We start from the raw sequence: 26,514 nt of genomic DNA, 5'->3' as shown, positions 1-26,514 counted from the left end.
GCGGTCAGCGATCGGTCAGGCGGTCGCGGATGACATCGCCGGCGAGGTTGGCGATCGTGGCGAGCACCAACAGCCCGATCGCGGGCATGATCGGCACCCACCAGGAATCGAGCAGGTACGGCAGCCCCCTCGCGGACATCGCGCCCAGCTCGGGAGCGGGGGCGGGAGCACCGAGACCGATGAAGGAGAGTCCGGACAGCATCAGGATCAAGGCGCCGACGTCGAGACTCGCCGCGACAATGGTCGGCGGCCATGCGCCCGGAAGCAGGTGGAGCCGACCGAGTTCGAAGCTGCCTGCACCCGACATCCGTGCGGCGTCGATGTGCGGCTGTGATCGGAGTCTTGTCACCTCGCCCCGCACGACTCGCGCGTACAACGGCCACCAGACCAGTGCCACCGCCACCAGCGTATGACCATACGACGGCCCGATCGCGGCTACGACGGCGATCGCGAGCAAGGCCGCAGGCAGGGCGATGAAGATGTCGGTGATCCGCATCAGGATCCGGTCGACGATTCCGCCGAGCGTGCCCGCGACCGCTCCCACGGTCCCGCCGATGACGATTCCCGAGGCGATCACGCACAGGGCGCCCCACCAACTGGCGCGCATGCCGACCAACACGCGGCTCGCGATGTCGCGCCCGACCTCATCGGTCCCGAGCCAGTGCGCCGCATCGGGAGGGGATACCGGCTTCCCGGCCGGGAGATCGGGGTCGTACGGCGCGAGCCAGGGTGCACCGAGCATGACGACGATCAGCGTCGCGAGCACACACAACGTGATCACCTCACTCGGTTTCACGCGTCCGCGCACCGCTGCCGCCACCGGTGCCGATTCGACGTCCGCGCCGACGGTCAGCGGCGCCGACACCGGCACGCCACCTGCCGGCTCGGTGAGCCGCTGTTCCGGTGCGCTCCCGGTATTCGGTACGGCCTCCACCAGCGCCTTGCTGTAGGGGTGCGACGGTGCATGGGCGACCTTCTCGGCCGCGCCGATCTCGACGATCTCGCCGCGAAACATCACGGCGATGCGGTCGGCGACGAAACGCGCCGCGGCCAGATCGTGGGTGACGAAGACGACCGTCAGCCCGAATTCGCGTCGCAGCGTCTGGATCAGGTTCAACGTCGACGCCGCCAGCGGTGCGTCGAGCGCCGACGTCGGCTCGTCACACAGCAATACGTCGGGAACGACGATCGTCGCCCGCGCGAACGCCACGCGCTGCCGCTGCCCTGTCGACAAACTGTCGGCACGCAGGTCGGCGACGGCCGCCGGGAGCCCCACGCGTTCGAGGGCGGTGATCACCCGGGCCCGGCGTTCGGCCCGGCCGAGTGTCCTCGGCAGCCGTTCACCGACCTGCCGCTCGACGGTCAGCCACGGTGTCAGTGACGCGCTGACGTCTTGGAAGATCATTTGCGTCGAAGTACCGGACACCTCGACGACGCCGCGGTCCGGTTTCTCCAATCCCGCGATCAGTCTGAGCAGAGTCGATTTTCCCGACCCCGACTCGCCGACCACTGCGACGGCTTCGCCTGCTCCCACCTGCAAGTCGAGGTCGCGCAGCACCGTATGCACCTCGCGCCTGACCGACCCGGTGCGAAGGCGGAAGCTCTTGCCGACACCACGGCACCGGACGGCCGGTCGCGAGCGGTCGGGCTGCTCCGACGGTGGGAAGGCGGAGGCCGGCCCACGCGCTCGGTTCCGGTCGACCTCGGCCGGAAGGATGCACGCGGCCTCGCCCGCGTGGAAGCCGGCCGGTGTCAGCGGGATCGGCGACTTCGCACAGTCCTCGGTGCGAAGCGAACATCGCGGAGTGAACGGGCAACCCGGCGCCGGGTCCCGGGGATCCGGTGGCATGCCCGTCAGCACAGGTATCCGGTGGTTCACCGGCAGGCTGAGATCGAGGCGCGAATCCAGAAGGCCGACGGTGTAGGGGTGCGCGGGGGTGGCGAGGACGTCGGCCATGGCGCCGATCTCGACCAGGCGCCCGCCGTACATGACCGCGACCCGGTCGGCGACCGCGGCGGCGACGCCTATCTCGTGGGTGATCAGCAATACCGAACAGCCGAGTTCGACCCGCAGGTCGCGGAGCAGGGCCAGAATCTGCGCCTGCACCGTGACATCGAGCGCCGATGTCGGCTCGTCGGCGATGATCAGGTCCGGTCGCGAGGCGATCGCGATCGCGATCATGACTCGTTGCCGCATTCCCGCCGACAGTTCGTGCGGATACGAGCGCAGTCTGCGACCCGCCTGTGGAAGGCCGACCAGGTCGAGCAGCCGGACCGCCTCAGCGGTCGAGCCCGCGACCTCCCGCACCTGCTCGCCGATCCGCATCGTCGGGTTCAGCGAAGTCATCGGATTCTGGAACACCGCGCCCAGATGCGCGCGCCGGGCTCTCCGTCGCTCGGCCGGCGAGGCGGCGATCATGTCGACGCCACAAACTTCGGCTCGTCCGGTGACGACGGCAGGTGGGTCGCCCACCGGCAGTCCGAGCAGGCTCAGACCCAAAACGCTCTTGCCGGAACCGGATTCGCCCACGAGCGCGATGATCTCCCCGGCCGCGATCTCGATGCTCACTCCCCGAACCGCGCGCACCGCGACGCCCCGGCGGCGGAACGTCACCTCGAGGTCATTGACACATGCACGCGGAATGAGGCCGCCTTCGTCCCCGTCGGCTGCTCCTTTGCGGAAGTGCGTCACCTCGCTGTCACCTTCCGGAGCAGGTTGACAGGAACCATGCCCGTGCCGAGCAGCGTATGGACGATCTCGCCGATGCCCGAACCGGTCACGATCACGTCCTCGATATCGCAGAGGTTGATGATCCAGGCCTGACCCATCACGATCTCGGCGCCCTCGACCCAGTGCCGTTCGGCCTCGGCTTTGCCGAGTGATCGTTTCCCGGCGTCCATGACGGCGTCCAGCGTGGTGTCCGAATAGTTGAACCAGTTGATCGGGGAGACGCCGGTGCGGAAGAAGATCCGCAGTGTGGTGTCGGCGTTGAGCGCGTCGCCGCCCGACCCGTGGACCAGCATGTGCGGCTGCTGCCCGACCGGTGTCGAGTGCAGGGCGAATACCTGCGAGGTCGGCATGGCCCGTACCGTCGCGGCCAGTCCCAATGCGGCCAGCTGCGTCTGGAGGAGTTCGGCGACACGGGCATCGGTGGCGCCACCGGCCTCGTCGTAGGCGACGTCGATCCGCTTGTCGCCGTCCGGCAGTTTCGCGATCAGTGCCTTCAGTTCGGCGGTGTCGTGGTCCGGCGCATCCGGTGCGGCGCCGTCCGGCAGCACTCCGGCCGGGTAGAACTGGGTGGATCGTGCGACGGTCGAGCCGTAGGCGGGCTCGATCAGCGCACGGACGTCTACCGCTTTGCGCATCGCCTGGCGGAACGCGGTATCGGCGAACGGGCCCTTCTTCCAGTTCAGGAAGATCGACGACTTGAACGCCGTCGGGTGCTCCGTCACGGTCAACGCCGGGTTCGCCCGCATCGCCTCGATGGCGGCGATCGGCAGACCCTTGGTGATCATGTCCAGCTGGCCCTGCTCGAGCAGCAGGCGTTGCGACATGATGTCCGGGATGATCTCGATCCGCAGGGTGGTGAATTCCGGTTTCGTCCCCCAGTAGCCGTCGTACGCGGTGAGCGTGTAATGACTGCTCGGCACGAACTCGGTGATCCGATAGGGGCCGGTTCCCGCGTCGTTGGTACTCAACCAGTCCTGAGCCAGGTCACCGTTCACGCTGTGGGCCTGTATCGCTGTCGGGCTGACCGCTTTGAGCCCCCACGGGCAGGCGAGATAGTCGAGGAACGGTTCGACCGGATGGGCGAGTTCGATCACGAGCGTGGAGTCGTCGGGCGCGGACATCGACTCGACGTCGGCGATCAGGTAGGCGGGTGCTTGGCCGATCGCCGAACGTCGTTCATAGCTTTTGATGATCTTGGCGGCTGTCATCGGCGTGCCGTCGTGGAAGGTGACACCGGCACGGAGCTTGAACGTGTAGGTGAGCCCGTCGTCGGTGACCGTCCACGACTCTGCCAGGCCGGGCACGATCTCGGACGAATCGGAGGCGTAGGCGACCAAGCCTTCGTAGACGTTCAGGGTGACCTGTAGGCCCTCGCCCTCGTAGAAGATATCGGGGTCGGGCACCTGCATGTCGGCCAGGAACCCGAAACGGATCGTGTCACCGACCGTCCCGGCGCCACGGGATCCGCCTGAACATGCCGACAGCAACGCCGATACTCCGAGGGCTTCCGCCACCGCGACGAGCGCGGTGGCCTTCAGGAACGTCCGTCGGTCCGCGGTAGTGCTCATATCGCAACGCACCTTTCAGAACCGTCGCGGGCGAGGTGCCGGGCTCTACCGGCATCGCGAGCGACATCCGATTTCGTTCCGAGGTCCGCCACCCAACCCCTTGCGACGACCTCACGCATCATCCGAATCTCAAGTGTCACACAGGAATCCGGCGACAGATCTCGAAATCGTGCGCTGCACAACCGGAACCCGCGCTCCACAGCGAGCGGCGGCGAGCGGCGAGCCGGTCGACCAGCCGACGTCGAGCGTGCACGGATGACCGAATTACGGCGGCGTTCGGTGCGATTTCGGAAGCCGAAGCAGGCCTGGATGATCGAGGCGATGCGCTCCGGAGTCGCGGTCCACAGGGCTTGACACGAGAGCTCCGTAATGTGCGGCATCTATTGACAGCACAGCCGTGGTGATGCGATGTTGAATACAGCACAGACCCGCGACAACCGAGACGCGGACGATCACGCTTTCAGTGATTCACAGATCCGGTCCGTGCTTCTATCGTGTACCTCTCCTCGACTATTTTCCCGGGCGCCTGCCCGAGTTGTTGTGCTTGGATATCATCGTCCGTCAGGGGTGAAGACGTGAGCGACAAAGAAACCAACGATGCGGTATCAGATTTCGGAGCCCCGGAGACCGATCGAGCCTATTCCGGATACACACTCGTCGAGAGCCCCGAGGACAATTTCGACGATGATTTCCGACCACAGGTCTGCGACATGGCGGACCTGCGCGGCACCCCGGCAGCACGAGATCGTTTCATCGACCGGTTCGGTACCGCCATGGTGGACGTCGGTATCGCGATATTGACCGGCCACGGGATCGACGCCGACGAACTTCAGGCCATCGATCGCAACGCACTGAACATTTTCACAACGGTGCCCGAAGACCAGAAGATGAAGTTCGTCTCGACGGACTGCGCATACGGCGAACCCTACTATCTGGGGTACGTTCCGCTCCAGGAAAGTATGCCTGCGCTGCCGCATGCGGTGGAAGCGTGGGAATTCGACCGATCAGCGTTCCGGATCACCGGAGAAGACGCGGACGCGGCTCTCGGTTACTGGCCCGACAAGAAATACGAATCAGCATTCAGGAAATTCTGGCACGCGTGCGAGGAGCTGACCCAGCAGCTCGGCAGAGCCCTGCTGCAATACCTCGACGTCGATCCGTCGCTCTACGACCAGAACATCTCCCCCACGAACGACGTCCTGAGGTTGAATCACTACCCACCGATCAGCTCGCCCCTCGAGGACCTCGCCTCGCCCGCGCGCGTGCTGTCCCACGAGGACTACGGGCTGCTCAGTTTGATGACCGGAAGCCCGGTCGAAGGACTACAGGTATATCGCCTGCAGAACGAGGCGTGGAGCAGGGTGTACACGCCGGCCGACTCCCTTGTCGTCATCAGTGGGAAATGGCTCAGCTATATCAGCGACAATCGCTTTCGCGCCTGCACACATCGTGTCAGCGTGCCACGCGATCCCGCCCAGCGCGCCGTGCCCCGGGTGACTGTCCTCTATACGCTTCATCCCTATGAGGCGGCGATCCTCGAAGTTCTACCGGGATTTCAACCGGAACGGCCGCCGATCAGTGGCAGAGAATTCATGACAAGGGTTGCCGACAGGCTGTCCGAACGATGCCGGAATATGACGGGCCCGAACACCTCTGGGCATGCCGGGATCCGCCCCTCGATCAACGGAGCGTGGTGACGTTGCTGTTTCTCCCCCGCGCCGAGCTGGCATCGCTGTTCGAGCAGGCTCGGTATCGTGCCTTTCAATTCGAGGTGGAAGACGACCACGTCGTGAGCGACGAACACGAACCGATGCGTCGATACCAGGCCGGCCTGGTGCCGCTCGACCCGGACGACTACCCGGTGTTGTGGAAGGAATGGGAAGACCTGAGCGACGCGACCACAGCACGAGGAGTCGCTATGCAACGCGTGCGGGTGGTCACCGAACCGCTGACCGATTACATCCGTTTTCTCCACGCGGTGACCGATCGCAACCAGGCACACGGTGAAGACATTCGCTGGCTCCCCCGGCACTGGTGCCCGCCGGAGGACTACACCACGGACGAGTGGTGTTTGATCGACGACGACACACTCGCCTGGACCTTGTTCGACGCGGAGGATTTCGTAGGTTACGGCCTGACGCACGACCCGGTCGAAGTGGCCCGCGCGATCGCCATACGTGACGCGTTGTGGGCAAAAGCCGTGACGCACACCGACTACGTACCGGGGGCCGACCTCCCCTGACGTGCCCGGTCACCACCGTCCCAGCGAACCGCGCCGCCCTGCGGCGCGTACCCGCACGGCCTGCGGCCCAGCGTCACAGCGAAGTCGCATCCCAGAGCACGGGACAGATCTTGGGGTCGCTGTAGTCGACGTCCCCGTTCGGAAGTCTGCCGCACAGTTGATCGTTGACATGCGACTGCAATTGTCCCGTTTCGTCGTGGACTCGCTGGTATCGGTTCCCGCCATCCTGCATGTGCACGATCAGTCCCACTCGCGCGAGGTTGCTCAGATTCGAGCCACTGCCGTGAATCGTCATGCAGCTGTGGAAACTCACCTGCCCTTTGCGTAGCAACAGCGGCACGCGCCGAATCGGCATTCCGGTACTCATGAGCAAGCTGTCCGCCTTCGCCGGGTCCGCGCCGAGAATGAACTCGTCGTTGTAGCGAATCGCGCGTATCTGCTCGGTATCCGACCATCTGTGGCTCCCGTCGATCATGACGACGGGACCCATGGACTCGTCACTGTCCTGTAGCGCGATCCATGCGGTCAACATCTTGGTGGAGGTACAGGTGCGCCAATGAACACGGTCGGAATGCCATTCGATGGTGTGCTCGGTGCGCGGTGGTTTGTATATCAAGCTGCTCAACCAGAGCCTGATCTGACCGGTCCGCGCCAGTCGCGCCGCGATGGCCCCGATCAACGGCTGAAGCATGAAATTTCCGAGACGTTCGCTGGTCAGTGCGACGTGATCGTTGAACCGGAGACGGTGCGGCGAACCCTCGATCCAGTCGTCCACCTCGTCGAGCGTGACAGGTAACGTCCTGTCGCGCTCGCCCCTGTGATGGGCAGCCAACGCAGCCGACGCGGCATCGACCACGTCGTCGGTGAACAAACGTGGAGTAACGAACCAGCCGTGCTGCTGATAGAACTCGACGTCGTCGTCGGATGGCAGCAACTGCTGTTCGGCCGGTGACAATTCGAACATGATTCCTCGTTCCTATTCGTCCCACAGCACTGGACAGATCGCGGGGTCGCTGTAGTCGAAATCGCCGTTCGGCAGCCTGCGGCACATCCGGTCGTTCGCCGTGGTGAGCAGTTCTCCCGCTCGGTCGTAGACCGCTTGGTAGCGATTCGGGCGATCCTGCATATCCACCGTCGCACCGACCCTGGGCCGCCCGCTCAGGTTGGGGCCGCTGCCGTGCAGTGTCAGGCAGTGATGGAAACTGACTTCGCCCTTGCGCAACAACATGGGAACGGTGCGCAGTGGCATGCCGGTCCGCTCGAGGCGGTCCTGCAACAACGCGGGATCGGCACCGAAGAATGTTCGGCCGTATCTGATGGCACGAATTTCCTCGGTATCCGGCCAGCGGTGACTTCCGTCGATCATCACCACCGGACCCATGGACTCGTCGCAGTCCTGTAGCGCGATCCACGCGGTCAACATGTTGGTGGAGGTACAGGTACGCAGGTAGGCGCGTTCGGCGTGCCATCCGATAGTGGTATCGCCGCCGCCGGTTTGTGGTTGCTTGTACACGATACTGCTCTGCCACAATCTGATCTGGCTCGTTTGCGCCAACTGTGCGGCGACGGCCGCGACTATCGGCCGCAGCATGAAATCGCGGAGGCGGCGATTGGTCAGCGCGACATAGTCGTTGAAGCGGATCTGGTGCACCGCGCCCGGTGTCCAGTCGTAGAGTTCGTCGATCTCGCCCGGCAGCTCGTAATCACGCTCGCGTCGGTGATGTGCCTCCAAAGCGTCCAACGCGTCGTCGACCGCCTCCTCGGTGAACAATCGCGGTGTGATGAACCAGCCGTGCTCCCGATAGAACTCGACATCGTCATCCGACGGGAGCAATTCTTGTTCAGCACTGGTCAATTCGAACACCGGACACCTCTTTCACATCGGCAATACAAGCCCGGACGCTGCGCATCGCTGTCCGGACTCACTTCATCCCCTAGCCGCCGGCCCGGCGGTCGACCACACGCAGGCGCAGTCCTCCTGGCACCAGCGACACCGACAGCGGGGGACGCATGCTTGTTCCGGAAACGGTCTGGACCCGCCAGCGACTCGCGATGATCACCAAGGCCAGCACCACCTCCGTCATCCCGAAGGTTTCCCCGATACATTTCCTCGCCCCACCGCCGAAAGGCAGGAGGGCTCCCGGCGGCGATGCCGTGCGTTCCGGCAGCCACCGGTCGGGATCGAAACGGCCGGGATCGTCGTAGAGGTCTGCCCGCCGGTGGATGAGGTAGGGGCTCACCGCAACGGTGCTGCCGACCGGCAGCTCGTAGGGACCGAGTTCCACGTCTGCGGTGACCTTCCGGGTGAAGAACCACGCAGGCGGATACAGGCGAAGGGTTTCGGTGACGATACTGCTCGCGACCGTAAGGCGCTCCAGATCACCGTATTCGGGCTGCCGACCGGCGAGCACCGTATCGACCTCGGCATGCAACCGCGCCTCGATGTCGGGATGTTCGGCGAGCACGTACAGCACCCACGCCAACGCGGAGGAAGTTGTCTCCGTTCCCGCGACGAAGAACGTCACGACGGCATCGCTGACGTCGTCGTCGATCGTGCCGGGGGCCTCACTCTCACGATCGTGGACGGTCAGCAGGGCCGAGAGCAGGTCCCCCTTATCGATGCCGCTCGCCCGCCGTTCGGCGATGATGCCGTTCATCGTCGTGCGCAACCGCCGATTGGCGTGGTTGTACCGCCTGGTGCTGGGGATCGGGAGCCGGCTGATCACGTCGGGCAGCAGCGTGCGTTGGAAAGTGCCGTCGAAGGTGGCGGTGAGATCGCCGATCACCTCGTGCAGCACCCGCGCCGGGAGCGTGCTGGAGAACATGGCGGCGCCGAAGACCCTGGAGGTGATCGTGAACATTTCCGGACAGACGTCGAGGACTCGACCCGATTGCCAACCGTCGACGACGGAGGCGATCTGGGTTGTCATCGTGTGCGCGTAGTCCGCGAGACGTCTGGGGTGAAAAGCAGGCTGGGCCAAGCGGCGCTTGTGCCGGTGCTTGCTGTGTGTGCAGGTGGCGACGCTTTCGCCCAGCCACTCCCGCTCCCGGTCCAGGAACAGACCGCCTTTGTCGAAGGTCCGGTCGTCGATGAGGACCTTGCGGGTGAGTCCGGGATCACACACCACCACAGCGGTTTTCGGGCCGAGGCGGATCCGCACGAGATCACCGTGTTCGGGCAGCTGCGACAGAAAGGTGAAGGGCTGCTTCACGAACGGCAGGAGATGGCCGACCACCGGCCGGGCGCCGGGCGCAGTCGGTATCTCGCGGGAGGGCTCAGTCATGAGTCGCTACGTTCCCTTCATGGATCCCGGGCACACCGCTACCTGCGGCCCCGACCTGGCGAAGCCATCCGAACCAGTCCTCCAGGCCCCACGACCGGACAACCAGTCCGTCGGTGATCTGGTGGAATTCGTGGATCCTGATCCGGACGGCTCTTCCGGTGGCGGGAACACCGAGCCACTCCCCCTGGTGGACACCACGCATCTCCCCCCGGACCGCGATCATTCCGTTGCCGTCCGCCCCGCGTCCGTCGACGATCGCGTGCACGACGATGCGGAAGTCGGCGAAAGCGTGATCGACTGCGGCAACGAGGCTTTCGATCCCGGCACGGCCTGACGCCGGCCCGGGCGACTCGTCGACCCAGTCGGGAGCCATCACGTCGTCCAGCAGACCGACGTCGCCGCTCAAACCGCGGTAGAACGTGGTGATCAGGTCGTCGACCGATCGCGTCATCGCCGAGCTCCTTCTATCGGTTTTCGTACGCCGCGGCCAAGAGCTTGTTGACGTATTCGAGGGCGAGCCTCGGCGTCCGGAGAATCTCGACGGTCTCGTTCGGTAGCAGCATCGGTATGCGGACATGCCATTCCCGCTGAATTCGTTCGGCCAGTTCGATCGTGCCGAGCGAGTCCAGCCCGAGCTCCTCGAAGGGCTCGTCGAGTGTTTTCTCGGTGAGCTCGAGGTCGGCTCCTTCACACGCCCGATACAGTCGGCTCAAGTCGTCGAGGGCGAACTCTCTCATCAGTACTCCTTGTTCGGAAAAGCAGCGACTCGAGGTCAGGCTGTGGTTTCGTGGCAGGTGCACGCGGTGACCCGATCGAGGCGCGCGAGGTGCAGAAAGTGGCGCGCCGCTACCCGGATCGCGCACGACGCGACGTGTTTGTAGGTGCCGAAGAAACCACTGAGCAGAATGCTCGGCGAGCGGTTGTACACCTCGTGCCACCAGTGATCGGGCACGTACAGTGCGTCACCGGCCTGGAGCTCGACTTCGAACGGGCGCTGGCCGGAATTCGTCGCACCAGCTGCTATCTCCGCCAACGGCCGAGCCGAAAGACGTGCCAACGGATCGTATTTCGCCGACAGCGCATCGGCGTCTTCGACGAAACCGGGCGGTGCTATGCGGAAGCGTTTGGTTCCGCGGATCGCGACGGCGATGTTTCCGAGCAGGTCGTAGTGCGCACCGGTGCGCGCGCCCGCGGGGCCTACCCAGACGCCGGGAGGCGGAGCGACCACATGCTTCGGGAACAGCCTCTTTCGAGGAAGTATGTCGGCCTGAAGCTGTGGGAACCTGCGCAAGAGGTCGAATTCTTTGAGGTAGAGGGGTTCTTCGCCGGGATCGTCGTGCGCGAGGAACTTCATGTACGCACCCAGCGTCGACTCGGTGAAATGTGTTGCGGCGCTTTCGCGATCGCCCCGAACCAGCTCGATGGGCAACTCGGGCCGCAACTTTCCGAGGAAGTCGAAATCCCACCGGTGCACGGCAGGCCAATCGGCGGCCAGCCCCGGAAGGAACGCTGGTTCTTTTCTGGCGATGTACTCGCTCAACGGCACAGTCGCCGGTCGTAGCTGCAGCATTTCTTCTCCCCTCGGCTCGCGCACGGCCCGCACAGCCCGATCAGAGACTTCTGTGGATCACGGCGCCGTAGTCCAGGGACTGCGGGTGGGGAAAGTAATTGGGTTTGACCGCGACTATCGTCGTGAAGCCGTTCAAGTAGTAGTAGCGAAGCTGCCGGTCGACGGGCGTCCCGTCGTCGTTGGTCGCCCGCACATAGGAGACCGGTGAACCCTCCGGGTTGGCCATGATCCATTCACGTAATCCGGGGACGGTCGACCCGCCGTACAGGTTCCGATAACCCAATTCGGCCAGCTGCGGCAAGAACGAGCGAAAGAGAGCTCCGGCCGCAGCGGAACTCGTGCTGGTCAGGCTCACGCCGAACACGCAATCGGTACTGCCCGGCGGGGGAAGTGGGGCGTAGGCGCACGCCCGCCAACTCTGCGCCGCGTGCACCGCTTCCTCGGTGATCGGTCGGGCGAACATGGACGCGAGGAGCCGGTCACCGTCCGGCGCGAACGCTCCCGCGGCGAGGTCGGGTAGTCGATCGATTCTGTCGAACAGTTCCTCGGCTGTCGCCGCCTGTTCGTGGTCCCACTTGGTTCGCTCCATCTCCACGAGCTGGTCCAGGTCGGACAACCGCAGGTTGCGTACCTCGATATCGTTCGCACCGACGGTTCGAACGGCAGCACGCGGAAGGTTTTCGCCTGTTGACATGTGTTTTCCCTTCGAAAGCATTTCTCCGCCTACGGGAGGTCGGGAGCTAAGGAGCCGCTGTCTCGCTCGAGAACCTCGTTGATGTAGACGGCGAGGCGAGTCGGGGTCGGATGGTCCAGGATCCCCGCGACCGTGAGCCGGACGCCGGTGGCGCCGCTGAGGCGAGTGCGCAGCTCCACATTGGACAGCGAGTCGAACCCGGCGTCTCGGAAGGTCCGATCCGCGGCGAGGGCGTCGGCGTCCTGGTGTCCCAGCACGACAGCAGCGTGGGTACGAATCAGGGCCGTCAGCGCTTTGACCCGTTCGCCAGGCGGCATGCCCAACAGTTTCGGTCGCGGTAAATCCGCTGTGGCGGAGCGGGATTCGTCCTCGACTGGTGACGGGGTGTGGTGCCGGGACAGATCGGCCAGGACCGCGACGGGCGGGGCAGCGGGGTCGATGGGCGAGAGGGCTGTCGCGGCGAGGAGCGGCTCATCCTGTTCCAGGGCCAGGTCGAAGACGTCGAGCGCGCCTGCCGTGTCGAGCGGGGCAAGACCCTGCCGGGCGAGACGCGCCAGGTCGGTGTCGTCCAGATGGGCGGTGAGACCGCTGGATTGCCGCCACAGTCCCCACGCGATGGAGGTGGCGGGCAGACCGATGCTGTGCCGGTGGTAGGCCAGCGCATCGAGGAAGGCGTTGGCTGCCGCGTAGTTCGATTGGCCTGCCGTGCCGACCACGTCGGCGATGGACGAGTACAGCACGAACGCGCGCAGATTCATGTCGGCGGTGAGCTCGTGGAGATGCCGAGCCGCGATCGCTTTGGGCGCAAGGACCCGCTCGAGCCGGTCGGGAGTCAGGTCGGTGAACAGGCAGTCGTCCAAGATCCCGGCGGCGTGCACGACAGCGCCGAGCGGATGGCGGGGCGAGATGTCCCGGATCACCGAGGACAGGGCGGCGCGGTCTGTGACATCGCAGGCGGCGATGGTGACCTGCGCACCCATTTCACCGAGCTCAGCTGCCAGTTTCCGGGCATCGGACGACTCACGACGGCTGACCAGCAGAAGCCGCCGGCAACCGTGCGCGATGACGAGATGACGCGCGAGCAATCGACCGAGGCTGCCCGTACCGCCGGTGATCAGCACCGTCTCCTCGGGTACGAGCGCAGTGGGCTGAGTCAGGACGAGTTTGCCCGTACTGTGCCCCTGGCTGAGGTGCCGCAGCACTTCCCGCGCGTGACCGATGTTCCAGGTCCGGACGGGCAGCGGGCTCAGCGCGCCGTCGGCGAACAGCTTCTGGAGCTGGTCGAGAACGGCTTGCACCCGAGACATCGGAAGGACCGCGATATTGACGGTGTCGTAGGTGATTTCGGGATGCCCGGCGGTGACGGTGGCCGGATCCCGGAGATCGGTCCTGCCCATCTCGAGGTAGATCCCGCCGGGCCGCAGGAGCCGAAGCGAGGCATCTACCGCTTCACCCGCGAGGCTGCCGAGGACGACATCGACACCGGTGGCGCCCGTGACCTCGGTGAAGTGCTGTTCGAATTCGAGAGTGCGCGAGTCGGCGATGCGTTCGCGCGCGACCCCCATCGCCTCGACAATCCCCTGCTTGGAAAGGCTTGCGGTCGCATAGATCTCGGCGCCGAGCATGGTGGCGATCCGCACGGCGGCCATGCCCACGCCGCCCGCCGCCGAATGGATCAGGACCCGCATGCCCGGTTTCACCTCGGCGAGCTCGACGAGCGCGTGGTAGGCCGTGAGGAACACGATGGGCGCGCCGGCGGCCTGAGTGTGACTCCAGTGCGCGGGCACGGCGAGGACAGCACGTCGATCGACGACGGCGAAAGGTCCGTAAGCCCCCGGCCTCGAGCCCGCATGCAGCACGACCGCGGCGACCCGCGCGCCGAGTTCTACGTCGCCGACCTGCTCGCCGACCTCCACGACGTCACCGGCCACTTCGAAACCGAGCGCGGTTTCGTCGAGCATGCCGAGCGCTACCAACGGATCACGGAAGTTCACGCCGGTGGCCACCACGCGGATGCGCACCTGCTCCGGTTCGAGCGGCACCGTGAGGTCGGCTGCCGGGGCGACCGCGACGCTGTCCAAGGTCTTGTCCCGACCTTGCACCAGCCGCCAGGATTGCTCGACGACCGGTGGCCGGAGCAGACCTTCGGCCGCAGGAGCCAGGCGTGGGACCGATGCCCGCGCACCGCGCAGAGCTACCTGCTGATGGCCGGTGCCGATCACACCGGCTATCAGCCGATGATCGACCGGGTCGTCGTCGAGATCGATCAGGCGCACCCGACCCGGATGCTCGGTCGCGACGGAACGCATCATGCCCGCGCATGCTGCTCCGATCGCGTCCGGCGCGCATTCGGTGATGCTCGTGCTGTTGGCGCGGTGAGTGACGCAGACGATCAGCGTCTCGACGAGCAGTTCGTCACGCAGGAGCGTTTGTGCGTCGACCATCGATTGCGAAAGATGTTGCCGCAGTGCGCTTTCCTCGGGCAGCTCGCCGCTGGGTGTCGAGGAACGAAGATCGAGCAGGACAACCTCCGGAACATCTCGACCGTGCCGCAGCGCAAGGGCCAACGAGCGGGCGTCGGGGTGAACGTCGGCGCCTGGAAGGTCGCTCTGTGCGCCGACGACCGCCCATCGTGCGCAGTCCCCCGCGCCCCCGGTGCTCACCTCGACCGGCCGCCAGAGGAGTCGGAACGCATGGTCAGCGCCGGTGGCGAGCATGCCGCGCAGTGCGCGTTTCGTCACCGGACGCAGGAGCAGATCCCGGAAGTCGGCGACCCGGTTTCCGTGCGGGTCGGTGACCCGGACGTGGTAACGGTCCTGTCCGGCCGGGCTGATCGTGGCGCGCAGAGCGTCCGTCCGGCACGGCAGTATCCGGGCGGATCCGATGGAGTACGGCAGTATCGTGCCCTGCTCGGCTCCGGTCAGCAGCAGGGCCTGCAGGATCGAGTCGACGAGAGCGGGATGCACAGCGAAGCCATCGGTACGCGGCGGCCGGCGACGCCCCAGCTGGACTTCGACGTACAGCGTGGTGTCCTTGCGCCAGACGGCGGTGAGGTTCTGAAAGGCGGCACCGTAGTCGTAGCCTCTGTCGTGAAGTACGCGATAGCTTCCGTCCAAGGGCAGGCGATGACTGCCTTCGGGCGGCCAAACCTGTTCCTGGGGACCGTCTTCCGTCGCAGCCGCGATGGTGCCCGTGGTTGTCGCCTCGCCGTGGCAGCGCCACGGGCCCTTGTCCCCACGATCACGCGAGTGCAGGGTCAACCGTCGACGTCCGTCCTGTCCCACCGGTCCGCACATCACCTGGATGTCGACCGTGGTATCCGTCAGCGGCAGCGGCGAACTCAGAACCAGGTCCTGTACCCCGCTCCGGCCCGCGCGGGCAGCGCACCAGGTGAGAATCTCGACCGTCACCGTGGCGGGGACGATGACCCGGTCGAACACCTTGTGGTCCGCCAGCCACAAGTGTTCTCTCGGGTCGAGGTGACCCACACACACTGTGCCGCCGTCGGAAAGGTCGGTGGTGGCGGTGATGAGCGGGTGGTCCGCGATGTCGAACGATCCCTCTCGCGGATTCAGTGACGTGCCGGTCGCAGGTAACCAATAGGGCCGACGTTGCAGCGCGTAGGTGGGCAGGTCGACTTCGCGGGCACCGGGATACAGTGCCTCCCAGTTCACTTCGGCACCCTGGGCGTGCGCGTCGGCCACTGCGGCGAGAAAGTCCTCGCCGCTGCCTCGCCCGCGTTGCAGCGTGCCGGTGACGCCGGCGTCGATATCCACCAGCGATGCGACCTCGGCGATGGCGCCGACCAGTACGGGATGCGGCGACACCTCGACGAACTGCCGATATCCCGCGGTCAGCGCACTACGTATCGCCTCGTCGAAATGCACAGTGCGGCGGAGATTCTCGAACCAGTACGGTGCATTCAGACCGGACGAATCGATGATCTCGCCGGTGGTCGAGGAGATGATGGGCAGCCGGGCCGCACGCGAGGTGATCGCGCCGAGATCGGCGAGGATACGGTCGCGCAGCGCCTCCATGTGCCGACTGTGGGAAGCGTAGTCCACGGGCAGCAGGCGGCCTTCGACACCGCTTTGCTCGCAGTGCCGCAGAAATTCCGTCATCGCGTCGGCGTCGCCGGCGACCACCGTCGCCGACGGCCCATTGACCACTGCCACCTCGAGCTGGTTGTTCCACCTCTCGAGTGCTTCCCGCGTGCGCTCGACGGGCATAGCCACCGATGCCATGGCTCCGCGCCGGTCGACCGACCGCAGTGCGGCGCTGCGCAACGCCACCACGCGGGCGGCCTCGTCGAGCGTCAGAGCTCCGGCGATATGAGCCGCGGCGATCTCACCTTGACTGTGCCCGATGACGGCGGCGGGCTCGACCCCGAGGCTCCGCCACAATTCGGCCAGCGACACATACATCGCGAACAGCAGCGGCTGGATCACCTCGGCCCGCTCGAGCGGTGCACTCCGTTCCCCGCGCAACACCGCCACGACGTCGAAGTCCACGTAGGGGCTCAACGCCTCAGCGCAGCGTGCCATCGATCGGGCGAAAACGGGTGAGTCGGTGAGCAACCGCTCCCCCATGCCGACCCATTGCGACCCCTGGCCGGGGAAGACGAAAACGGGGCCTGGACCGTGCCGCACCTTCCCGACGGCAACACCCGAAGAGGAGGTAATCGCCTCTGCGGCAAAGGCTTCCAGCCTCGCGACCAGTTCCTCTTTCTCACCTCCGGTGACGACAGCTCGATGTGTCAGAGGGCTGCGCGTATTCCCGAGCGACCAGCTGAGATCCACGGCGGAAAGGTCCGCGTTGCCGCGCACATGGGTGGCCAGCGCCGCGGCCTGTGCGACGAGAGCCGACGGCGACGCCGCGTACAGCGGCCACATCGGCAGTCGCGTGCGCAGCGGCGAAGGCTCACGCCTGCCTGTCCGCCGATGCCCGGCAGCTGCGGGTCGCGGAGCTTCTTCGAGAATGACATGGGCGTTGGTGCCGGTGATCCCGTACGACAGGACACCGGCCCGCCGAGGTTCTGCCGTACGCGGCCAGGGGCGCGACTGCCGCAGCAACCGCATGCCGCCCGTCGTCCAGTCCACACCGGCGATGGGCCTGTCCACATGCAGGGTGGCGGGTAAACGCTCGTGCTGTAGCGCCAGCACCATTTTCATCAGACCGGCGAGACCGGCCGTGGCGAGTGTGTGGCCGATGTTCGATTTGACCGAACCCACCCACAAGGGGTCGTCCGCGGAATGGTGCCGTGCATAACTGGTCTGCAGAGTCGCGGCCTCGGTCGCGTCGCCGAGCGGCGTCCCGGGACCGTGCGCTTCGATCGCATCGATGTCCTGCGGACGCAACCCGGCATCGTCGAGGGCGGCGGCGATCACGGCCTGCTGGGCACGCCCGTTGGGCGCCTGCAGCGTGGCGCTCGCTCCGTCCTCGTTGACGGCGCTGCCGCGGATCACCGCGAGAACCGGCTTGCCGAGGAACTGAGCTCGTTCCAGCGGCATCAAGATCAACGACGCGACACCCTCCGCCGGCGCGAAACCGTTGCCGTCGGCGGAGAATCCACGGGAGTAGCCGTCCACCGACAGGACGCGATGCCGGGAGTATCGTGCCAGCATCGACGGATCGGAGATCGCCGTAGCGCCGCCGACGATCGTGACATCACACTCACCGGAGCGCAGCGCCCGCACCGCCAGGTGCACCGCCACCAGTGCGGACGAACAGGCCGTATCCACGGTGATCGCCGGGCCGTTGAGGCCGAGCGCGTAGGCGATCCGGCCCGAGGTCGCGCTCAGCATCGTGCCCATCAGCAGATGCCGTTCCAGGCCGGGAATTCTCGAGCCCGCCAGACCGTAATAGCTGTCGGTCGCGCCGATATACACGCCGGAGCGGACGGTGCGCAACGACTGTGGACTCGAGCGCGCACGTTCCAGGGCCAGCCACGAACTCTCCAGCAGCATCCGTTGTTGCGGATCCATCGTGGTGGCCTCACGCGGGCCTATCCCGAACAGGCTCGCGTCGAAGTCGCCGATGTCGCGGAGGAAGCCACCCCGCTGGATATAGGTGGTCCCTTCGACAGCCGGGTCCTCGTTGTACACCCGGTCGAGGTCCCATCCGCGTTCGGTGGGCAGGCCGTGGGACACATGCCGCCCCTCGTCCAGCAGCTTCCAGAACTCGTCCGGACCATCGGCACCCGGGAATCGGCAGTCCATGCCTACGATCGCGATCAATCCACCCGGCCCGGTGTCGCTGTGGTCAATCATGGCACCATTCATTCCTCGTGTTCGGGCACAGTGGCAGACCGGATATCGGCGGAAGCTCGCTCGAGGTGCGGCTAGTCGTCGTAGTTCACGTACTTGCCTGCCAGCTTCGCCATGAAGTCCTTGGCACCGATGGGCCCGTACTTCGGGGTGCGGCCGGGCCATACCTCGAGAACCGAATCCTCCCGGGGCAGAACGAGATAGGGAACAGAGATCCGCGACACCGCCCGATGAGCCGGATCCCTGGGCGCGCAGACTCGATGCGAACACGAACGGAAGCGGTCGTTGCTGACCATTTGGAGCCAGTCGCCGCTGTTCAAGATCATGGACCCGGGCGGGGCGGACACCCTGCTCCAGGTTTTGCGCTCCGGGTGGAAAACCTGCAGCCCTTCGATCGGATTGGCGGGCAGCAGGGTGATGAGGCCGTAGTCTTCGTGGGTCATGAAGCGACCTGTGTTCTCGGTATCGCTTTCGCGGCTCTCGAACGCCGGGTAGTGGTTGATCCTCAGCACGCCGTTCGGCGGTGACAGTTCCTCGTCGTAGATCGAAGGATCGATATCCAGATACTCGAGCAGGGTCCGGACGAGCGGCAGCGTCATGTCCTCACACGCCCGCCAATACGGCCGCAGACCCGTTTCGAACTTCTCCTCCGGCCAGAAAGACAGCGCCTTGTGGGAGTCCTCACCGGGCATACGGAAGGAATCGCGAAAGAACTCCCATGCTTCCACCGCGTTCGGCCGCGTCGGCGTCCACTCCTGGACTGCGAAATACCCGCGGCGGAACGCTCCGCCGTACACGTAGTCGGTGGCGGCGAACTTCAGTTTCTGTTCGTCGGGAACCGACGTGAACAATTGCAGTGCGCACGCATCGGTGGCCCGGAGCGAGTCGGCATCGATCCCATGGTTCACCAAGATCGCCAGTCCGATATCTTCCATGGCACGACCGAGCGTATCGACGAAACGCTTCCGCGCCGCCGGGCCGTCTTGAAGATCGGCCATATCACAGATCGCCGGTTCGAAAGTGTCGTCGAATATGTCGTCGGGACTTTCCTCGAGGGAATAGTCGAGATCTTTGTCCACCACCCCGAACTTGCCGAGCGCTTCATTGGCATTGGAACCCACGTTGTCACCTCTGAATGAATCCGAGCCGTCGGCAGACGACTACATTTACACGCCGCCGGTCCGACGCACAGAAGACCTCAGCGATCCAGATACCTGGCAGCCAGCCTGGTCATGAAATCCCGGCCGCTGATCGGCTGATATTTCGGCTCGAACCCGGGCAGCACTTCCACGATCGACGTCTCGTGCGGATGTACGACATAGGGAATGGTCAGGCGAGGCACCGCACGCTGGGCACGGTCGCGAGGGACGCTGACGCGATGGGTGCAGGAGTGGAAGTGATCGTTGCTGATCATTTTCAGCCAGTCGCCACTGTTCAGCACGAAAGAACCGGCAGGCGCGTGGACCCTGCTCCACGTCTTGCGCCGGGGGTGGTAGAGCTGCAACCCCTCCACCGGGGTGGCGGGCAACAGCGTGATCAGCCCGTAGTCCTCGTGGGCGATGACCCGGCCCGTGTTCCCGGCCGCCACCGCCGCGTCGTCGATCGGCGGATAGTGATTGAACCTCAGCACACTGTTCGGCGGCGAGAGTTCTTCGTCGTAGAGCGATGGGTCGACGCCCAGATACCGGAACATGGCGTGCACGAGCGGGAGCACCATCCGCTCACACGCCTGCCAGTAGGGTCGCAGCGCCGTTTCGAAACGCTCATCCGGCCAGAAAGTGAGCGCCTTGTCGGGGTCTTCGCCCGGAATGCGGAAAGCCGCTTTGTCGAGTTCCCACGCTTCTACCGAATTCGGCAGGGAAGGCGTACTTTCCTGGAGGGGGATGTAACCCATCTGCAGCGGCTCGCCGAATGTGGTGTCCGTCGCGATATACCGCATCTTTTCTTCGAGGGGTGTGGCCGTGAACATCTGGAGTGCCGCGTCGGCGGCCGCCGGCAGGACGGGCTCGGCGCCATGGTTGATCAAGATGGCCAGTCCGACTTCCTCCATCGCCTCCCCGAGCTGGTCGATGAAGCGGTTTCGCGCCGCCGCACCGCCGTCGAGGTCGGCCATGTCGCAGACTTGTGGCTCGAAACTGTCGTCGAATACGTCGCCGGGACTTTCGACGAGAGAATATTCCAGACAGTCGAGATCATTCTCCACCACGGCGAATTCCGGGTGCTCCACATCGGATTTGTTTGCACTCATACTGGCCCCCTTCAAGATATTCGATCAGGTATCCGGGCAGAGTTCCACTCGGTGACTGGAAAGCTTGAGAAAGGTCGAATAAGGCGGAACTGCTGGGTAGATCAAGGTTGCATCACCGCCGGTGCACTGTCAATAGCGGTCGTAGCGGCGACCAGTCGCAGAGAATTTGCTCGCCGCGAAGCTAAATTTCGGCAATCCGACCAGACAGTCGTCAAATTCTCGCATCGACACGCCATTCCCGATTCACAGATCTTCGCAGCCCGGAAAACGCGATGAAGGCACGGAGTATTACAACTTCCGGCCGGCACGGAACCATTCCACCGGCAGCGGGAATCATGGCACGACCGCACTCACCGTGCCCGGCCATTTCGCAACGAGCAGCCCGCGTGGCGCCGTGGAGTCGCTACCCGACTCGCGTCTATCGAACGACGAGCCGCTACGGACTACTTTACGGTGATTCATGTTGAGACAGAGCGTGTTTCGGTCACTTCGTCGATCTTCCGACCGAATGCGCAGATCACAGCGGTTGCACCGCCGGTAGCAATCGGTATGCCGGGCTCCGACTCGGCTACCGAGCTAACCGGGACCAAAACCGTTGTCGGCGCACGTCTTTCGCGCCGCCATTGGTTCGCGGTGATGGTGCCGACCGGCGGGCAACGCGGCTTACGAGCAGCTCACCCGGTTTCCTCGGATGCTGTGAACGCTATCCGCCCACCTATGCGCTAGTTCGGGACGTGCCTACCGGCGCGGGCCTGCAGGTCCTCGTCGATCTGTGCGAAGTCGCGGTCCTTGGTCTCGGGGACCCGGCGGTAGACGAATATCAAGGCCACCAGGCAGATCACGGCGAAGATCAGGAAGACGGGGCCGGATCCGATTGCGCCGGTCAGGGGCAGGAAGGCCGTCGACATGATGAAGTTCGACAACCAGCTCACCGCTGAGCCCGCGCCCGAGCCCTGTGCCTGCACATCGGGTGGGAAGACCTCGGCGAGGATCACCCAGAACACCGGGCCCATCCCGATGGCGAAGGACGACACGAACACCAGCATGCACACCAGCAGGATCACCGAGCCGAGATCGACGATGAACGAGACACCGAGCAGTGCCACCGAGATCCCCATTCCGACCAGGGAGATCAGCAACAGCGGTCGGCGTCCGAGCCGGTCGATCAAGCGCAGCGAGACGAATGTCATCGCGAGGTTGACGATGCCGATGATGACCGAATAGACGATCGAGTTCGAGGCGCTGAGGCCGGTCTCCTCCATGATCGTCGGCGCGTAGTAGAGCACGGTGTTGATGCCGACGAACTGCTGCAGGACGGCGAGTCCGAGTGCGACGACCAGCGCGGGGCGGACGCGGGGCGCCAGCAGCACCCGCCACCCCTTCTGCTCGGGACTCTTGTCCTGTTCCCGAAGGCGCCGGCGTTCGGCTTCTTGGTGGCGGTAGTGCTCGATCACCTTCTCGGCGCCCGCGGCACCGACGACCGAGCCGATGGTGGTTCGTGCCTCGTCGATACGCCCCTGCGCGATCAACCAGGTGGGCGTTTCCGGCAGCCGTTTCACGATCAGCACCAGCAAGACCGCCGGAATCGCGCCGACCCAGAACATCGCGCGCCAGTCGCCGCTACCGCTGAAGGCGAGGTTCACGAGGTAGGCGACGAGCATGCCGACCGTCTGCAGCAGCTGATTGAGGGTGAGCATTCGCCCGCGGATCTGCGGCGGCGAAATCTCGCCGAGATAGGTGGGAACCAGTGCCGAGGCGATGCCGACGCCGAAGCCCATGACCAGGCGGCCGAGGACGAGCAGCGGGAATCCGGTCGCCAGCGCCGACACGATGAAGCCGACCGCGAACAGCAGCCCGGCCACGCCGAGCACCATTTTGCGGCCGAATCGGTCCGCGAGCCCGCCGGTGAACATCGCCGCGACCAGCGCGCCGAGCAGCAGAATACTGGTCACCAGGCCCTGTTGGGCGTCGTGGAGGTCGAGGTCGCCGCGGATGTAGAGCAACGCACCGGAGATGACGCCGGTGGCGTAGCCGATCATGAAGGTGGCGAGGTTGATCCACAGTCCCCACCGGGCGACCATGCGCAATCCCGCGTTGGGGACGTCGAGTTGGGAATTCTCTGAACCGTTGGTCATCTCATTCCCCCTGGCCGGGGAGCCCGGTCGGAGCCCAGCCGGTAGGGCCCGTGCTGCCTGCCGCGTATTCCCCTATCGGCACCCGGTTCTCACGCCAGGCCTCGCGGACCGGCTCGATGATGCGCCAGCACTGGACGGCCATGTCGCCACGGACCGACAGTGGTGGGATGCCCTCGATCACGCCCCGGAGTACTTGCCCGTAGGGCGGCAGCATGCCGGCGCCGAACTCTCCGGCCAAGCTCACCGGATCGATCTCGAACGAGTCACCCGGCCCACTGATGTTCAGGTCGAGCCCGAAAGTGTTGGCACCGAGGGGTATTCCGATGTGGAGCCGGTTGGGTTGCGGGCTGCCGGTCATGCCGACCGGTACTTGTTGCGGCGGCTTGAAGGTGACCGTCACCTCGGTGCGCGGTGAGCCGAGCGCTTTGCCCGAGCGCACCCGGAACGGCACACCCGACCAGCGCCAGGTATCGACCGCGAGCACGAGCTCGGCGAAGGTCTCGGTATTGCGGGAACCGTCGATGCCCTTCTCGTCCACGAAGGAGGGCACCTGACGGCCGTCGATCTCACCCGCGGTGTAGCGGGCGCGGCGGCTGTATCGGATCGGGTCGTCGTCCCAGATCCGGGTGGCCCGCAGGATCTGGGCCTTCCCGTCGCGCACGGCGTCCCCGTGCAGCGACGGCACGGGCTCCATCGCGAACAGCGACAGCACCTCGAGCAGGTGGCTCTGGATCATGTCCGCGAGCGCACCGGTGCCGTCGTAGAAGGCGGCCCGACCTTCCAGCGTCAGGCTCTCGTCGAAGACCACGTCCACGCTGTGCACGTGCTGGTTGTTGAGGAGGGGTTCGATCATGCGGTTGGCGAACCGCACGCCCAGGATGTTGAGAACGGTCGACATGGCGACGAAGTGGTCGATCCGGTGCACATGGTCTTCCGGAACGAGCTGGGTCACCAACTCGTTGAGCGCGGCGGCGCTTTCGGCGTCGCTGCCGAACGGCTTCTCGATCGCCAGCCGGGTGCCCTCGGGCAGGTCCACTCCGGTGAGCACGCGGCAGACCTTCTCGGTGACAGCGGGCGGTAGCGCGAAATAGATGATCAGCTGACCGGTGCACGAGTCCAGCAATGCGCGCAGATCGTTCTCGTCGGTGGCATCCGCCGTGACATAGCGGGTGGTCGCGACGACGGCTTCCACCTGCGGTCCGCGCGCGTCCACCGTCGCGAAGGACTCCGTGACCTGCGAACGCCAGCGATCGTCGTCCCAGCTTTCCACCGCGCTGCCGACGAGCTGAAGCTTGTCCACACCGCCGGTGGTCAACAGCGCACCGAGCCCCGGCAACAGCAGCCGCGCGGTCAGATCGCCGCTCGCACCGAGAATCACCAGCGTCTGATCACGTGAACTGTTCGCACCAGTTGTCGAGTCCGAGGTCATAGTCCTTCGCTCCTGTCGTGCGTATTGCGACGAGCAACGCGGCCTGCAATGCCGATCCGACCCTGCGCCCACCACGGAGCGCCTCCTGCATGAACTTGTGCGGGACAACTCTATGTCGCCGACGGACCCGGCACCGGGAGGTCGTGAGCAGCGCGTCATCGGGTCATGTACTGCGGAGCCATGCCGATGCACGACCAGATGGCAACGCGCGACCGTCCGCGATCGGGGTGCGCCAGAATCGAAGACATGAGTCGTGCATCAGTTCCCGGGCGCGCTCACCTTCTTCTCGGGGACAGAGGGCCACCAGACCTTGTCGCCGAGGAGTTCGAACAGGGCTGGGACCACCAGGGTTCTGACTACGAAAGTGTCGAGCAGGATGCCGATACCGACGACGATGCCGAGTTGGGTGAGGGTGATCAGCGGAAGTACGCCCAAGACGCAGAACACCGCGGCCAGCACCGCGCCAGCGCTGGTGATCACCGCGCCGGTGGATGCGACGGCGCGGACCATGCCCTGGGTGGTGCCGTTGGCCGCTGCTTCCTCGCGCGCCCTGGTCACCAGGAAGATCGTGTAGTCCACGCCGAGGGCGACCAGGAACAGGAAACCGAACAGTGGCACGTTGGTGTCCAAGGCCGGGAAACCGAACACGGTGCCGCTGATCCAGCTGCCCGCGCCGAGCGCGGCGAGCGCGCTCAGGACCGTGACGCCGACGAGCAGCACCGCCGCCGGGACCGCTCGCAACAGGGCAAGCAACACCAGCAGAACGACTACCAGGATCAGCGGGATGACCAATCCCTGGTCCCGGCGCGCGGCATCGCGGATATCGAGGGCCTCGGCATCGGAGCCGCCGACGATCGCTGCACCGTCGGGGATCGCGCCGAGTGCCGACCGCATCGCCTCGACGGTGGTGAACGCGTCGACCGAGCCGGGCGGCGCGTCGAGGACGACCGACCAGCGCGTCATTCCGGTGTCGGAGGTTCCGGTGCGAGTCGCCCGGGAAATCCCTGGCACGGTGTCGAGTTCGGCCTGCACCGACGGTGCGGCCGCCGTGCGGGCGATCACGACGGCGGGATCGGCGGAGCCGGAGGGGAAGTGTTCGGCCAAGGTCTGTAGTCCGTCGACGGATTCGGCTTCGACCCGGAACTGCTCGGTGCGTGACAGGCCGATGTCGGTCGTCGCGAGACCGGCGGCGAAGACCACGAGGACGGCCGACGCGACACCGGCGACGAGGGCCGGGCGGCGCACCACGCGCCGCGCGACGTTCGCCCAGACGCCGTGCTCGGCCGGATCGCGACCGTCGGCGTGCGGCACGAACGGCCAGAAGATCTTTCGTCCACACAGGGCCAATGCCGGGGGCAGGGCGAACAGGACGAATATCAACGCGACGACGAGTCCGGCCGCGGCGAACGCGCCGAGGCTGCGCGTGTTCGGCAGCGCGGCCAGCAGCAGGGTCAGCAGCGCGAGCACAACGGTGACATTGCTGGCCAGGATGGCAGGTGCGGCATGGCGTACGGCGGCGCGCAAAGCATCGCGATGGTCGTCGTGGCGGTGCAGTTCGTCGCGATACCGGGAGACGAGCAGCAGTGCGTAATTCGTGCCCGCGCCGAAGACGAGGACGCTGGTGATGCCGGAGGTCGAGCCGTCGAAGGTGAGACCGGTGAGCTGGGCCAGCGCGGTGCCGACGCTGGTGGCGACGCGGTCGGCCAGGCCGACGACCGTCAACGGGACGAGCCAGAGCACCGGTGAGCGGTAGGTGAGGATCAGCAGCACCATCACCACCAGCGCTGTGACGATCAGCAGCAAGGTGTTGGCACCGGAGAAGGAGTCGGCGATGTCGGCGCCGAAGGCGGGACCGCCGGTCACCTGCACGCGCAGCGGTTCGGGTAGGTCCGTGGTGAGGGTGGTGCGCAGTTCGTCGATGCGATCGGTCAGCGCGAACCCGTTCAGGTCCGCAGGCACCGGGATCTGGGCGATGGCGGCGCGGCCGTCGGGAGCCGGGACGACGCGTGGACCGCCCGACGCGGAGACCTCGGCCCGGGTGAGCGCGGCATCGAGTGCAACCAGGTCGGTCGGGGTGAGCACGCCGTCGTCGGTGCGGGTCGCCACCACGATCGCGGCGGCTTCGTCCGCGCCTGGGAAGTCCTCGGCGGCAGCGGCGGCCCGAGCGGATTCCGCCGAGGACGGCAGCGACACCGGCGCCTGCCCGGCGCTCTGGTTGCCGCCGGCCGACGCGACAACAGCCACCGCGGCCACGAACACCGCGAGTAGCAGCGCCCACGATCGCCGCCCGGTCACCATCCGGGCGAACCGATCCCATCCCTGCCCGTCGCTGAGTCGCATCACGCGG

General features: G+C 65.7%; 17 protein-coding genes. 2 read left to right on the top strand and 15 right to left on the bottom strand.

All coding sequences use genetic code 11. The annotated features are described in order from the left end of the window. Window positions 1-4 precede the first annotated feature (4 nt). Window positions 5-2,692, bottom strand: coding sequence for an oligopeptide/dipeptide ABC transporter ATP-binding protein (locus ACWEVR_RS20420; RefSeq protein ID WP_452468232.1), 2,688 nt, complete (start codon window positions 2,690-2,692; stop codon window positions 5-7). Next, entirely contained in the window at window positions 2,689-4,299 is a 1,611-nt protein-coding gene (locus tag ACWEVR_RS20415) for an ABC transporter substrate-binding protein (protein WP_452468231.1), read from the bottom strand. The genes ACWEVR_RS20420 and ACWEVR_RS20415 overlap by 4 nt, the downstream gene beginning before the upstream one ends. A gap of 575 nt (window positions 4,300-4,874) precedes the next feature. On the opposite strand from ACWEVR_RS20415, the gene ACWEVR_RS20410 reads away from it, so the two are divergent. Both ACWEVR_RS20410 and ACWEVR_RS20405 read left to right on the top strand, forming a co-directional pair. Beyond that, window positions 4,875-5,996 carry a 2OG-Fe(II) oxygenase family protein gene (locus ACWEVR_RS20410; RefSeq protein WP_452468230.1) on the top strand — a complete coding sequence of 374 codons (1,122 nt, stop codon included), beginning with the start codon at window positions 4,875-4,877 and terminating at the stop codon, window positions 5,994-5,996. Further along, the gene (locus ACWEVR_RS20405; protein WP_452468229.1) at window positions 5,990-6,541 is read left to right on the top strand and encodes a DUF6879 family protein; all 552 of its coding nucleotides are present in this window, start codon (window positions 5,990-5,992) and stop codon (window positions 6,539-6,541) included. The genes ACWEVR_RS20410 and ACWEVR_RS20405 overlap by 7 nt, the downstream gene beginning before the upstream one ends. 73 nt (window positions 6,542-6,614) lie before the next feature. Here ACWEVR_RS20405 and ACWEVR_RS20400 read toward each other — a convergent pair whose 3' ends face one another. The 13 genes from ACWEVR_RS20400 to ACWEVR_RS20340 form a co-directional block, all read right to left on the bottom strand. Continuing rightward, on the bottom strand, window positions 6,615-7,505 hold the full coding sequence (locus ACWEVR_RS20400) for a phytanoyl-CoA dioxygenase family protein (protein ID WP_452468228.1): 891 nt from the start codon (window positions 7,503-7,505) through the stop codon (window positions 6,615-6,617). Between the two features lie 12 nt (window positions 7,506-7,517). Continuing rightward, a complete protein-coding gene (locus ACWEVR_RS20395; protein ID WP_452468227.1) occupies window positions 7,518-8,405 on the bottom strand; it encodes a phytanoyl-CoA dioxygenase family protein in 888 nt (295 codons plus the stop codon). A gap of 70 nt (window positions 8,406-8,475) precedes the next feature. Next, a complete protein-coding gene (locus ACWEVR_RS20390) occupies window positions 8,476-9,825 on the bottom strand; it encodes a cytochrome P450 (RefSeq protein ID WP_452468226.1) in 1,350 nt (449 codons plus the stop codon). Beyond that, window positions 9,818-10,276 carry an ester cyclase gene (locus ACWEVR_RS20385; protein ID WP_452468225.1) on the bottom strand — a complete coding sequence of 153 codons (459 nt, stop codon included), beginning with the start codon at window positions 10,274-10,276 and terminating at the stop codon, window positions 9,818-9,820. The genes ACWEVR_RS20390 and ACWEVR_RS20385 overlap by 8 nt, the downstream gene beginning before the upstream one ends. Before the next feature lie 13 nt (window positions 10,277-10,289). After that, a complete protein-coding gene (locus ACWEVR_RS20380; protein ID WP_067639595.1) occupies window positions 10,290-10,562 on the bottom strand; it encodes an acyl carrier protein in 273 nt (90 codons plus the stop codon). 35 nt (window positions 10,563-10,597) lie between these two features. After that, a complete protein-coding gene (locus ACWEVR_RS20375) occupies window positions 10,598-11,395 on the bottom strand; it encodes a cupin-like domain-containing protein (protein ID WP_452468224.1) in 798 nt (265 codons plus the stop codon). Window positions 11,396-11,435: 40 nt separating this feature from the next. After that, complete coding sequence (locus ACWEVR_RS20370; RefSeq protein WP_452468223.1) at window positions 11,436-12,089, bottom strand: hypothetical protein; 654 nt, start codon at window positions 12,087-12,089, stop codon at window positions 11,436-11,438. Window positions 12,090-12,118: 29 nt separating this feature from the next. Beyond that, on the bottom strand, window positions 12,119-18,358 hold the full coding sequence (locus ACWEVR_RS20365; protein ID WP_452468222.1) for a type I polyketide synthase: 6,240 nt from the start codon (window positions 18,356-18,358) through the stop codon (window positions 12,119-12,121). Window positions 18,359-18,429: 71 nt separating this feature from the next. After that, window positions 18,430-19,476, bottom strand: a complete 1,047-nt coding sequence (locus ACWEVR_RS20360) for a 2OG-Fe(II) oxygenase family protein (protein WP_452468221.1) — start codon at window positions 19,474-19,476, stop codon at window positions 18,430-18,432. 77 nt (window positions 19,477-19,553) lie between these two features. After that, on the bottom strand, window positions 19,554-20,603 hold the full coding sequence (locus ACWEVR_RS20355; protein WP_452468220.1) for a 2OG-Fe(II) oxygenase family protein: 1,050 nt from the start codon (window positions 20,601-20,603) through the stop codon (window positions 19,554-19,556). A gap of 722 nt (window positions 20,604-21,325) precedes the next feature. Then, a complete protein-coding gene (locus tag ACWEVR_RS20350) occupies window positions 21,326-22,738 on the bottom strand; it encodes a sugar porter family MFS transporter (protein WP_452468219.1) in 1,413 nt (470 codons plus the stop codon). Window position 22,739: 1 nt separating this feature from the next. After that, window positions 22,740-24,167 (bottom strand): glucose-6-phosphate dehydrogenase, encoded by a 1,428-nt coding sequence (locus ACWEVR_RS20345; protein WP_452468218.1) that lies wholly within the window; start codon window positions 24,165-24,167, stop codon window positions 22,740-22,742. Between the two features lie 258 nt (window positions 24,168-24,425). After that, window positions 24,426-26,507 carry an MMPL family transporter gene (locus tag ACWEVR_RS20340; RefSeq protein ID WP_452468307.1) on the bottom strand — a complete coding sequence of 694 codons (2,082 nt, stop codon included), beginning with the start codon at window positions 26,505-26,507 and terminating at the stop codon, window positions 24,426-24,428. Window positions 26,508-26,514 lie beyond the last annotated feature (7 nt).

Source organism: Nocardia sp. NPDC003979, from assembly GCF_053605015.1.
This window is presented reverse-complemented; position numbering and strand designations above follow the sequence as displayed.